Source organism: Pseudomonas sp. PI1 (assembly GCF_000812405.1).
GTDB lineage: Bacteria > Pseudomonadota > Gammaproteobacteria > Pseudomonadales > Pseudomonadaceae > Pseudomonas > Pseudomonas citronellolis.
In genome coordinates this window covers 22,819-35,182 of the sequence record NZ_JWMC01000006.1, presented here as the reverse complement: position 1 = coordinate 35,182, position 12,364 = coordinate 22,819, and the positions used below count along the sequence as shown (strand labels likewise).

The 12,364-nt window shown below is 64.9% G+C and carries 11 protein-coding genes and 1 pseudogene; all 12 read left to right on the top strand.

Features of this window, described 5'->3' with window-relative positions; translation table 11 throughout:
- Positions 1 to 35 precede the first annotated feature (35 nt).
- The 12 genes and pseudogenes from RN02_RS01575 to RN02_RS01525 all read left to right on the top strand — a co-directional run bounded on the left by RN02_RS01575 (position 36) and on the right by RN02_RS01525 (position 12,361).
- Positions 36 to 731 carry a GntR family transcriptional regulator gene (locus tag RN02_RS01575; protein ID WP_043273803.1) on the top strand — a complete coding sequence of 232 codons (696 nt, stop codon included), beginning with the start codon at positions 36 to 38 and terminating at the stop codon, positions 729 to 731.
- Between the two features lie 254 nt (positions 732 to 985).
- A complete protein-coding gene (locus tag RN02_RS01570; protein WP_043312726.1) occupies positions 986 to 1,843 on the top strand; it encodes a glycine betaine ABC transporter substrate-binding protein in 858 nt (285 codons plus the stop codon).
- Between the two features lie 72 nt (positions 1,844 to 1,915).
- A complete protein-coding gene (locus tag RN02_RS01565) occupies positions 1,916 to 3,034 on the top strand; it encodes a quaternary amine ABC transporter ATP-binding protein (protein WP_043312724.1) in 1,119 nt (372 codons plus the stop codon).
- Positions 3,031 to 3,891: an ABC transporter permease gene (locus RN02_RS01560; protein ID WP_043273808.1), complete on the top strand. Its 861-nt coding sequence runs from the start codon at positions 3,031 to 3,033 to the stop codon at positions 3,889 to 3,891. The genes RN02_RS01565 and RN02_RS01560 overlap by 4 nt, the downstream gene beginning before the upstream one ends.
- A complete protein-coding gene (locus RN02_RS01555) occupies positions 3,878 to 4,729 on the top strand; it encodes an ABC transporter permease (protein ID WP_043273810.1) in 852 nt (283 codons plus the stop codon). The genes RN02_RS01560 and RN02_RS01555 overlap by 14 nt, the downstream gene beginning before the upstream one ends.
- An 11-nt stretch (positions 4,730 to 4,740) precedes the next feature.
- Positions 4,741 to 5,739: a 4-hydroxyproline epimerase gene (locus RN02_RS01550; protein ID WP_043312722.1), complete on the top strand. Its 999-nt coding sequence runs from the start codon at positions 4,741 to 4,743 to the stop codon at positions 5,737 to 5,739.
- Positions 5,740 to 5,795: 56 nt separating this feature from the next.
- Positions 5,796 to 6,824: a GlxA family transcriptional regulator gene (locus RN02_RS01545; protein WP_043312721.1), complete on the top strand. Its 1,029-nt coding sequence runs from the start codon at positions 5,796 to 5,798 to the stop codon at positions 6,822 to 6,824.
- 199 nt (positions 6,825 to 7,023) lie between these two features.
- Positions 7,024 to 8,166, top strand: a pseudogene (locus tag RN02_RS34640) (cache domain-containing protein); the annotation flags it as partial.
- A gap of 90 nt (positions 8,167 to 8,256) precedes the next feature.
- Complete coding sequence (locus tag RN02_RS34635) at positions 8,257 to 9,024, top strand: methyl-accepting chemotaxis protein (RefSeq protein WP_411393005.1); 768 nt, start codon at positions 8,257 to 8,259, stop codon at positions 9,022 to 9,024.
- 203 nt (positions 9,025 to 9,227) lie between these two features.
- Positions 9,228 to 10,238 carry a GlxA family transcriptional regulator gene (locus RN02_RS01535; RefSeq protein WP_043273815.1) on the top strand — a complete coding sequence of 337 codons (1,011 nt, stop codon included), beginning with the start codon at positions 9,228 to 9,230 and terminating at the stop codon, positions 10,236 to 10,238.
- 228 nt (positions 10,239 to 10,466) lie between these two features.
- The gene (locus tag RN02_RS01530; protein WP_043312719.1) at positions 10,467 to 11,609 is read left to right on the top strand and encodes an aromatic ring-hydroxylating oxygenase subunit alpha; all 1,143 of its coding nucleotides are present in this window, start codon (positions 10,467 to 10,469) and stop codon (positions 11,607 to 11,609) included.
- Entirely contained in the window at positions 11,606 to 12,361 is a 756-nt protein-coding gene (locus RN02_RS01525) for an SDR family NAD(P)-dependent oxidoreductase (protein WP_043312718.1), read from the top strand. The genes RN02_RS01530 and RN02_RS01525 overlap by 4 nt, the downstream gene beginning before the upstream one ends.
- Positions 12,362 to 12,364: the final 3 nt, after the last annotated feature.

Genomic DNA, 12,364 nt, shown 5'->3' with positions numbered 1-12,364 from the left:
ATTTGCTACTACTTGGCTAGCGCTGGAGGCCTACGGTGAGAAGCGGCAAAAACAGTCTCTACGATGACTTGAAGCGGCAGATCCTGACCATGGAACTGGACCCCGACCAGGTATTGGACGAAGTCGGTCTCAGCGAGCGCTACGGGCTTTCCCGCACCCCGGTCAGGGAGGTGTTCCGCCGCCTGGCGGGCGAGGGCTACCTGGACATCCAGGAGAACCGCGGGGCGCGGGTGGCGCCGATGAATCACTCGACGCTGCGCAACTTCTTCCTGGTGGCGCCGATGATCTACGCTGCCATCGGCCGCCTCGCCGTGCAGAACTTCAAGCCCGGCCAGTTGCTGGCGCTCAAGGACACCCAGGAGCGTTTCCGCAAGGCCAGCCTTTCCCGGGACCCGATGGCCATGGTGGTGGAGAACAATCGCTTCCACGAAATCATGGGCGAAATGTCCGGCAACCCATACCTGGAGCCCAGCCTCGGCCGCCTGCTGATCGACCACGCGAGAATCGGACATACGTTCTTCCGTCCGCGCAACGAGGAAATGGAGCGGCACCTGGGCCTGGCAGTGGAACACCACGACGCCTTCATCGAGGCCTTTGCCCGGCATGACGAGACCGCCGTGGTGGATCTGGTCTTCGAGCACTGGGAACTGTCGCGCGGAAACATGGAGATCTTCATTGCCCCGCAAGGCCTGAAGGCCGATGCCTGGGCCGACAGCCCCGGCAACTGGTAGCGGGGAGGTCCATTGCGGGAGCGCTCGAAGTGACGCTCGGCCTGTACTGGCGAGCCGCATCGCACGCAAGAGAGCGCCCCAATTGGAGAAATGAATAGCAAGGAACGCCGACCGGCTCGCTTGCGAGCCGGTCGAGTGGGCGCGTGCGCCCGCTTGCTGGCAACGAATGCATTCGGCGCATGCGCGCCGGCTGCCATAAGAAACGGGCCGCCGCAGGGTGGGCTCAAACAGCACCAAGCAGCAGAGGAAGAACCATGAAAAAGTTGTGGAAGACGCTATGCGCCGTGGCGGTAGTCGGCATGACCATGTTCCAGGCCCATGCCCATGCCGAGGAAAAGGTCATCAACATGGGCACGCTGTCCTGGGAAGACCTGACGCCCATCACCGGTATCACCAAGAAGGTCCTGGAAGATTCCGGCTATACGGTGAAGGTCACCTCGTTCTCGGAATGGGGTATCGCCTATGCCGCCCTAAGCAAGGGTGACATCCAGATCCTCGCCTCGCAGATCGACTATGTTGCGCAGGACTACTGGAACAAGAACAAGAACCGCCTGGAAAAGCTCTCGCCCGTTTCCCATGGGCTCTACCAGGCGGTTGCCGTGCCCAAGTACGTGACCATCGACTCGATGGAGCAGCTCAACGAGAACGCCGACAAGTTCGGCAACAAGATCGTCGGCATCGAGCCCGGTTCCGGCCTGATGAGCGACGCGGCCAAGGCCGTCGGCGACTACGGGCTGAAGCTGAACCTGCTCGAAGGCAGCTCCGCGGCCATGACCGCCGCCCTCAAGTCGGCCATCGACCGCAAGGAGTGGATCGCCGTGACCATCTGGGAGCCGTCCTGGATGTTCCAGAAGTTCGACCTGAAGTTCCTCAAGGACCCCAAGGGCTCCTTCGCCCCGCCGCAAGGCTACTACTGGATAGCCCACAAGGGGTTCTCGGCGGAAGACCCGCACGCGCGTGAAGTCATCGCCAGCGTCTATGTCCCCCTGGCGGACATCACCGCGATCAATGGCGAAGTGAAGGACGGCAAGTCGATGGACCAGGCCGTGAAGGACTGGACCGACAAGCATGCGGACCTGCTCAAGCGCTGGGAGAACATCAAGAAGTACTGAGCTCCATCTGAATTGCCGCTGCCTACTCGATATTAATAATTAGACCAGAGTGCTCTGGTTCAAGGGTGCGAAATGAATACCTTGAGTAATGACGTCGACGACGTACTGGTGAGTTGCCAGTCGGTCTGGAAAATCTTCGGTGACAACGCTTCCGCCGCCATGAAGGCGTACCTGGAGCGGGGTCTGACCAAGAAACAGATCCTGCAGGATTTCAGCTGTGTCGTTGGCGTGTCCGATGTGAGCCTGAAGGTCCGCCGTGGCGAGATCTTCTGCATCATGGGACTTTCGGGTAGCGGCAAGTCGACGCTGATTCGCCTGCTCAACAAGCTGATCACGCCGAGCGCCGGCCAGGTTCTGGTCAAGGGCCAGGACCTGGCCAAGCTGGACGCGGCGGCCTTGCGTGAAGTACGGGCCAAGCACATCGGCATGGTGTTCCAGAGCGTGGCGTTGCTGCCCCACCGCACGGTGCTGGAGAACGCCGCCTTCGGCCTGGAGGTGCAAGGCGTCGCCAAGGCCGAGCGGCAGCGGGTGGCCGAGCAGGCGCTGGCCAAGGTCGGTCTTTCCGACTGGGCGTCGCGCTATCCCTCCGAGCTTTCGGGGGGCATGCAGCAGCGCGTCGGCCTGGCCCGCGCCATCGCCGCGGACCCGGAAATCATCCTCATGGACGAGCCCTTCAGCGCGCTGGACCCGCTGATCCGCCGCCAGCTGCAGGACGAATTCCGCCAGCTCACCAAATCCCTCGGCAAGTCCGCGGTATTCATCACCCACGACCTGGAAGAGGCCATCCGCATCGGCGACCGCATCGCCATCATGAAGGACGGGGTGATCATCCAGGAGGGCACCGCCGAGGAAATCGTGCTGAAGCCGGCGGATGCCTATGTGGCCGACTTCGTCGCCGGCATCTCGCGGTTGCACCTGGTCAAGGCCCATTCGGTGATGACCCCAGTCGATGCCTACCGGGCGGCCCATCCCACCGTCGACCTCGGCAAGCTCAACACCGCCTCCCCGCAGGCCGACCTGGACGAGTTGATCAACCTGATGGTGCGTTCCGAGCGCGACGCGGTGGTGGTCGTCGACCAGGGCGAGATGCTCGGGGTGATCACCCAGCGTGACCTGCTGCGCGGAGTCCAGGGGGCTCCGGACGAGTCCCAGGACGCTCGTTCGGGGGCGCTGCTGGAGGCTTCGCGATGAACATTGCAGACTTCGCCGCCGGCTTCGATGCGACGGTCGACTCGGCCCTGGAATGGGTCTCGGATAACGGCGCGTCGGCCTTCGACCTCATCAACGACGCACTCAAGGGGCTCTACGAGGCCGTCCTGTGGGTGCTCAACCTGGCGCCCTTCTACGTGGTGGCGCTGGTCATCGGCGTACTGGCCTGGCGGCTCGCCGCCAATCTACGCTTCGGCGTGCTCTCGGCCCTCACGCTGGTCTTCTGCGCGGTCATGGGTCTGTGGGGCGAGACCATGAGCACGCTCGCCCTGGTCCTCACCGCCACCACCCTGGCGCTGCTGGTGGGCGTGCCCGCCGGCGTGGCCGCGGGGCTGTTGCCGGCGCTGGACAAGGTGGTCGAGCCGGTGCTGGACCTGATCCAGACGTTGCCGCCCTACATCTACCTGCTGCCGGCGATCGCGCTGCTCGGCTATGGGCCGGCGACGGCCATGGTGGCGACCTTCATCGTCGCCGTGCCGCCGGTGTTCCGCCTGACCTCGCTGGGTATCCGCATGACGCCCAAGGAGTTCATCGAACTGGGCCAGGCCAGCGGCACCAACGGCTGGCAGCTGTTCTTCAAGATCCGCCTGCCGTTCGCCCTGCCGAGCATCATGACCGGCGTGAACCAGAGCCTGATGATGGCCTTCGGCATGGTGGTGATCGCCGGCATCGTCGGTTCCGGTGGGCTCGGGGAGTCGATCTACGGTGCCATCCGCACCCTCGATATCGCCAAGTCGATCGACGCGGCGATCGCCATCGTCATCCTGACCTTGATCCTCGACCGCCTGGCGCAGAGCGCCTCGCGCATCGGACGGGAGGCTAGCCATGAGTCTCGCTGAAATGACCTTTTCCCCGGGCCGCTACCTCGCCCCGGCGGTGGACTGGCTGAACGCCAACCTGCACCCGCTGTTCGCGGCTATCAGCAAGGTGATAGAGGCTGTGCTGGGCGGCGTGGAGGGCGCGCTGCTGGCCACCCCCGCCTATGTGCTCATCGCCGTGGTGGCCGTGCTGGCGTACTTCCTCATCAACCTTCGCGCGGCGCTGCTGTCGGTCTTCATGCTCGGCTTCTGCCTGGTCTCGGGGCTGTGGACGGCATCGATGCAGACCATCGCGCTGGTCTCGGTCGCGGTGCTGATCTCGGTGGCCATCGCCTTCCCGCTGGGCATCCTGGCTTCGCGGGTGAAGCGCCTGGACGCCGCCGTGCGCCCGCTGCTCAACATCATGCAGACGGTGCCGCCGTGGGTGTACCTGATCCCCGCGGTGATCATCTTCAGCCTGGGCAAGGTACCGGCGATCATCGCCACCATCGTCTACGGCATCCCGCCGATGATGCGGCTCACCACCCTGGCCTTCAACCAGATCCCCAAGGACCTGCTCGAACTGGGCCAGGCCATGGGCGCCAAGCCGCGGGACATCCTCTTCAAGATCGAGATTCCCACCGCCACACCGACGCTGATGGTCGGGCTCAACCAGTGCATCCTGCTGTCCCTGGCCATGGTGGTGCTGGCCGGCCTGGTCGGCGCCGGCGGGCTGGGCGCGGAAGTGACCCGCGGCCTGACGCGCATGGAAATGGGCCTGGGCCTGCGCGCCGGGCTGGCTATCGTCGCCGTCGCCCTGCTGCTGGACCGCCTGTCGCGCGGGGCGCTGCAGCGTCGCACCGTGCGCAGGATGGCCTGAGGAGAGATAGCGTGCGCCATTCGTTCTTCTGCATCGATTCCCATGCCTGCGGCAACCCGGTGCGGGTCGTCGCCGGTGGCGCCCCGCTGATGCCCCACCTGGGCATGGCCGAGCGGCGCGAACTGTTCGTGCGCGAGCACGACTGGGTGCGCAAGGCCCTGATGTTCGAGCCCCGGGGGCACGACGTGATGTCCGGGGCGATCATCTACCCCTCGGTGCGCAGCGACTGCGATTTCGCCGTACTGTTCATCGAGGTCAGTGGCTGCCTGCCGATGTGCGGGGCCGGCACCATCGGCCTTTCCACCGTGGTGATCGAGGAAGGCCTGGTCGTGCCCCGCACACCGGGAAGGCTGGCGATCGAGACCCCGGCCGGCAAGGTGGAGGTCGAGTACACCCAGGTCGGCGACAAGGTCGAGTCGGTACGCCTGTTCAACGTGCCGAGCTACCTGCACCAGGCTGACGTGGAAGTCGAAGTGCCGGGGCTGGGCCGCCTGGTCGTCGACATCGCCTACGGCGGCAACTACTACGCGGTCGTCGAGCCGCAAGGGAACTGGCCGGGCCTGGATGGCCTGTCCTCATCCGAGATCGTCACCCACAGCCGAAACTTGCGCGCCGTCCTGGCCGGCATCTGCGATCCGGTGCATCCCGAGGATGGCCGGATTCGTGGCGTCCACCACGCGATCTGGTGCGATACGGGCCGCAGCGGCGAATCCGATGGCCGCTGCGTGGTGTTCTATGGCGACAAGGCCATCGACCGCTCCCCCGGCGGCACGGGCACCTCCGCCCGCATGGCGCAGTTGCATGGCAAGGGCCGGCTTGCGGTGGGCGACAGCTACCGTAGCGAAAGCCTGATCGGGACTGTCTACAATGGGCGGATCGAAGCTCCCGCTCGGGTGGGCGCCTACCAGGGCATCCTGCCCAGCGTCGCCGGCTGGGCGCAGGTGACGGGGCACAACACGATTTTCGTCGATGACCGCGACCCGTTGGCCCACGGCTTCCAGGTCGCTTGAACGGTGCGCGGGGGTTTCCCTCGCCTGATATGAACGCCAGTTGGTAGAGATAGAGATTGGTCGCGAGAAGGCAATTCAGCGGCGCCCTGCAGGGGCAGAACCTCCGCTTCATCGAAGAGAAGAAGAACGAGCCGGGACGCCAGGCGCGGGTGGGCTTCGTCCTGCTCGAGCATTTCTCCCTGCCGGCCTTCACCCAGGCCCTGGATACCCTGGTCACCGCCAACCTGATCCGCGCCGGGGCCTTCGTCACACGGACCTTCAGCCTGGACGGCGAGTCGGTGGCGAGCGACCTGGGCCTGGTCATCTGCCCGAACGCGATGCTGGAGAGCCGGCACCTGCAGGAGCTGGACCTGCTGGTGATCTGCGGCGGGTTGCGCACGCCGCTGCGCGCCCACCCGGCGCTCACCCATCTGCTGCATGCCGCGGACGAGAAGGGCGTGGCCCTGGCGGGGCTGTGGAACGGCGCCTGGTTCCTCGGTCAGGCCGGGCTGCTCGACGGCTACAAGTGCGCGATCCACCCGGAGCACCGCGCCGCGCTGGCGGAAACCGCCCGGGAAAGCCTAGTGACCAGCGAGAGCTACATGGTCGACCGCAATCGCCTGACCGCGGCGAGCCCGACCGGTGCCTTCAACCTGGTGCTGGAGTGGATCAACAAGCAGCACGGCCGCGCGCTGGTGGACGCCATCGTCGACATCCTCGCCTTCGAGGAGTCCCGCTACCGGAGGACGCGCCCGACGCTGCACGAGAAGATGAGCCAGCCGCTGCGCGACGCCATCAACCTGATGAGTGCCAACATCGAGGAGCCGCTGAGCCAGGACCAGATTTCCCAGTACGTCGGCCGCTCCAAGCGACAGATCGAACGGCTGTTCCGCGAACAGCTCGGCACCACGCCGGTACGCTACTACCTGGAGCTGCGCATCACCGAAAGCCGCCGCCTGCTGCAGCATTCGGACCTGCCGATCCTCGACGTGGGGGTTGCCTGCGGCTTCGTATCGCCCAGCCATTTCAGCAAGTGCTACGCATCGTTCTATGGCTACTCACCCTCCAGGGAGGTGCGCTATGGGTGTGTCAGGTCAATAAAGTAATGAACGGCCGGGAAGCCTTGGAAACGCCGATGCATTCGCATCATTCCTGAATCATCCCTGAATCATCCCTGAATCATCCCTGATAAGTACCGTGGCTTTGCGGCGGGTGCGCCGAAGTTGGATACCTGAGCCTGTCGCGACGAAACTTCCAGGGTGCTTTCCATCTGCCATCAATATTTCCCATACAGCGAATCCGATCATGGATCGATCCCGAGGTCGCCCCATGCGTCGGTCGAGAAGAGTTGCCGCGCGCATGAAAATCAAACAGAAACTGACATTGGCGTTCGCCTTTATTGCAGGCTTCCCCATCGCTCTCGTGGCGATACTGGTCATTCTCAATCTGCGTGACAAAGCCAGGGACGATTTTCTCGACGGTAGCAGCCGGGAGATTCGCCAGGTGAGCAACGCCATGAAAATATTCTTCCAGGGGATCGACCAGAATGTGGACTACCTGGCGGCGCAACCCTTGATTGCGGATACAGGCGGCAACCTGAACAAGTACTTGAATTCGAGCACGGACGCCGTTGCGCTTGGTGAACACGACAAGCAGCTGCTTGAATTCTTCACTCGGCTGGCGAGCACTCACCCTGAGTACGCTTATGTGTCTTATGGCGTGAGCGACGGTGGCTATGTTTCCTGGCCTGCCGGACAGCGGTTTTCCAACTATGACCCGCGCCGGCGGCCCTGGTATGAATTGGCCATGGCCAACCCCGGCAAGACCGTGCGCACGGGCGCTTATACCTGGGCGGCCGACAACGCCGTCTTGATCAGCACGGTGCGGGCCGTGACGAATCGGTTGGGGCAGGTGGGCGGCGTCGTGAATATCGATGTATCCCTCAAGGGCCTCACGGAAATCGTCAGGAACATCAAGCTCGGTGAAAGCGGCTATCTGATGCTGGTCGAGCAGGGCGGCAACGTGATGGTCGACCCCCATGATGCCGGCCACAACTTCAAGCAACTGTCCAGCCTTGGCAATGGCTATGCCGAGCTCGCCAGGACGGCCCGAGGTTTCGTCGAGGTCAGTATCGATGGCGAACGCTACATGGCCAATGTCCATCCGGACGAGAAGTTGGGATGGACTTTCATCGGGTTGATTCGTCATGACGAGGTGATGCAGGAGACCACTCATCTTGCCTGGCTGATCGGCCTGATCGCGGTGATTCTGGCGGCCACCTTCGCCGTCATAGGCGCGGCCTTCGCCAAACTCATCGTCCGCCCGATCAACGGCGTGGCCAGCGGCCTGGAGGACATCGCCCAGGGGGAAGGCGATCTGACCCGTCGATTGCAGGTCCGTGGCCGCGACGAAACCGCGCTGTTGGCCGACTGGTTCAACCAGTTCCTCGAGGCTATCCGGGGCCTGATCCAGCACATCGGCGTGGCTGCCGGCAATATCCTCGGCACGTCGAGCCGCTCGACCCGGGTTTCCAACGACATGGCCGAGGCCGCCAGCCGCCAGCGCGAGGCCGTGGACATGGTTTCCACCGCGTTCCACGAGATGGTTGCCACTGCCAACGAGGTCGCCCGCTCTTGCAGCCAGGCTGCCCAGTCGGCCGACAATGGACAGCAGCAGGCTCGCGAAGGCCAGCACCAGATCGATGCGGCGGTGCAAAGTGTCGATCGCCTGAGCCATGAGATCGAACAGTCGGCGCTGTCGATTCAGCAGCTGGAGCGCGACAGCAACGCCATCCAGTCGATTCTCGGCACCATTCGCTCGATCGCCGAACAGACCAACCTGCTGGCCCTGAATGCCGCCATCGAGGCCGCCCGGGCCGGCGACCAGGGCCGTGGCTTTGCGGTGGTCGCCGATGAGGTCCGGGCGCTGGCCAAGCGCACCGCCGACTCGACGGCCGAGATTGACGGTCTGTTGGGGAACCTGGCGACGCGCACGGCCCAGGTTGCCGATCAGATGCACGCCAGCCTCGAGGTATCCCAGCAGTCGGTCAGCCGTATCGGCTTGGCCCGTGATAGCTTCGGCCAGATCCGCGAGTCGGTGGACATCATCCGTGACATGAACACCCAGATTGCCACCGCCGCCGAAGAACAGCACCAAGTGGCCGAGGACATCAATCGCCATATCAGCCAGATCCATGGGGACGCTCAATTGGTGGCAGAGCTGGCGCATGCCGCACGCCAGGATTCCGAGAGCCTGGCCGGCCTTTCCAGCGAACTGGATGCCTTGGTGCGACGTTTTCGCACATAACCGTTGACTGCTGATCGGGTTTCGGCGGTGCGGGCAGCCGCCGAACCCGGCCGTCCGGCCCAGCGCCCGGCGCTACCGCGGAATGACTTGAGCACCCGGGGCGTACCCAGGCCAGCCAGCGTGCGTTCGATACGGATGGCCGGGCTACTCTGTGATATTCCTGGATAGCCATCTCCTTTCAATCGGCCCTGCGGTGACCCTGTATGCCGGTTCAACCTTCCGCGCCGTTCTCGATCCTCGTCCTGGTGTTCCCGCACTACAACCTGGCGGCCACCACGGCCTTCATCGACCCGTTCCGCGCCGCCAACTACCTGAGCGGCCACACCCATTTCCACTGGGAGGTGGTGTCGATGAACGGCGGGCCGGTGGTGGCGAGCAATGCCATGAGCACCGACACCCGGGCGCTGGCCCAGGTGCAGGGCGTGCCCGACCTGGTGATGCTGTCTTCCAGCTGGAACCCGGAGACGCTGCACAGCCCGGCGCTGAGCGCGGCGCTGCGACTGTGGGCAAGGGAAGGGGTGGTGCTCGGCGCGCTGGACACCGGTGTCTACCTACTGGCCGAGGCCGGGCTGCTCAACGGCAAGCGCGCCACCGGGCACTACGAGCACATCGATTCGCTGAAGGAGCTGTATCCGGAGGTGGAGATCTGCGAAGACATGCTGGTGATGGACGGCAAGCGCATCACCTGCTGCGGCGGCGCTGCGTCCACCGACTGCGCGCTGCACGTCATCCGCTCGCTGCACGGCGACACCCTGGCCAACGAAACCGCGCGCTACCTGTTCCACGAGCGCCTGCGCCCGCTGGGCACGCAGCAGAACCCGGAGACGCCGCAGCCGCTGGGCAACACCGTGCCGGACCTGGTCAAGCAGGCCATCCGCATCATGGAGCAGAATCTGGAGGAGGCCGTGCCGATCCCGGACATCTGCGAGCGCATCGGCATCTCCCAGCGCCAGCTCGACCGCCTGTTCAACCAGATCGTGCAGAAGAGCCCGGCGCTGTACTACCGCGACATCCGCCTGGACCGCGCGCGCTGCCTGGTGACCCAGACCGACATGTCGCTGATGGAGATCGCCGTGGCCTCGGGCTTCGCCAACCAGTCGCACTTTAGCCGCATCTACCGCGAGCGCTTCGGCCTGACGCCGCGCCGCGACCGCCTCGACGGCCGCATTCCCTTCGAGTTCCGGGCCTGGCCGATGCACCAGGTCACGCCCTGACGCCTTTCCCCCAAAGCTGCTGCTGACGCCGCCCCGCCCGGGCGGCGGGAGCCTGCGCGCCCGGCCCAGGGCGGTCGCAAACAGGACGTTCATATCCAAAAGCGACCATGGCCAAAAACGAAAAAAACGCGGCGAATCCTGCACATTTTGCCCGCCCCGCGACGACCACTATCGGCCCCGAGACAAGAACACAAACCCAGGAATTTCCTGTACCGGAAGGCCGCTGATATGTCTGAAGTCATCTCCAAAGTACAACTCCAGAACATCGCCCGGGGCTACCACCCGGACCCGCTGATCTCCCAGTCGCTGCGCGCGGACGCCTACGTCGACCCGCAATGGTTCCGCCTGGACCAGCAGCAGATCATCGCCAAGTCCTGGCAATGGGTCTGCCACGTGGAAAAGGTCCGCGAGCCGGGCACCTATACCACTGCGGAAATCGCCGGCAACCCCATCGCCGTGGTGCGCGACCACGACGGCAAGCTGCGGGCCTTCTACAACGTCTGCAAGCACCGCGCGCACCCGGTGCTCAGCGGCGAGGGCAAGGTCAACCGCATCATCTGCCCCTACCACTCCTGGTGCTACGGCCTGGACGGCCAGCTCAGCGGCGCGCCCCACGTCGGCGGCCTGAAGGAGTTCGACAAGGGCGAGATCCACCTCAGCCCCGTGCAGGTCGAGGAGTTCTGCGGCTTCATCTTCGTCAACCTCGACCCCGCCGCGCGGCCGCTGCGCGAGCAGTCCGGCGAGTTGCAGGAGGAAATCCTGCACTGGGCGCCGGACATCGCCAACCTGACCTTCGGCCACCGCCTGACCTACGCCATCAAGTCCAACTGGAAGAATGTCGTCGACAACTTCCTGGAGTGCTACCACTGCCCGACGGCGCACAAGGACTTCTGCACCCTGGTGGACATGAGCACCTACAAGGTGCGCACCCATGGTATCTATTCCAGCCACATGGCCGAGGCCGGCCAGGGCCAGAACAGCGCCTACGACACCTCCCAGGCCAAGGTGCGCACCCACGCGGTGTGGTGGCTGTGGCCCAACACCTGCCTGATGCGCTACCCGGGGCGCAGCTCGATGATCGTGCTGCACATCATCCCGGCCGGCCCCGACCTGACCTACGAGACCTACGACTTCTTCCTCGAAACGCCCGAGGCGAACGAGATGGAGAAGGAAGCCATCCGCTACCTCGACGAAGTGCTGCAGGTGGAGGACATCGCCCTGGTGGAGAACGTCCAGCGCGGCATGCGCACGCCGGCCTTCGAGCAGGGACGCATCGTCACCGACCCCAACGGCTCGGGCAAGTCCGAGCACGCGCTGCACCACTTCCATGGCCTGGTGCTGGGCGCGTATGAGCAGGGAGTCGAGGCATGAGCGGCTCACTGCAAGGGAAGGTCGCCTTCGTCACCGGCGGCCTGGGCGGGATCGGCCACGCCATCTGCGCGCGCTTCGTCAGGGAGGGCGCCACGGTGTTCGCCGCCGACCTGAAGGAGTCCGCGGCCGTGCCGGGCACGACCTTCGTCCCGCTCGACGTCAGCTCGCAGGAGAGCGTGCGCCAGGCCATGGCGACAGTGCAGGCGCGGGCTGGCAAGCTCGACGTCCTGGTCAACGCCGCCGGCATCGAGATCGAGAAGACCATCGAGCAGACCAGCCTGGAAGACTGGAACCGCATCTTCGCGGTGAACGTCACCGGCACCTTCCTGGTCTCGAAATTCGCCCTGCCGCTGCTGCGCGACAGCGGCGCGGCGAGCATCGTCAACTTCGGCTCCTACGACGGCTTCATCGCCGACCCGGGCCTTGCCGCCTACTGCGCCACCAAGGGCGCGGTGCACGCGCTGACCCGCGCCATGGCCTGCGACCACGGCCCCGAGGGCATCCGCGTCAACGCCGTCTGCCCCGGCTACGTGGACACGCCGATGCTGCGCAGCTTCTTCCGCGACCACGGCGACATCCAGAGCCTGGAAGCGGCCGTGCGCGACGTGCACCCGCTGCGCCGCTACGGCACCCCGGAGGACGTCGCCAACCTGGTGAACTGGCTCGCCGGCGACGAAGCCCGCTACGCCTCCGGGCAGCTGTGGGTGCTCGATGGCGGGCTGACCGCACAAGTCCAACAAATGAAACTGTGAGAG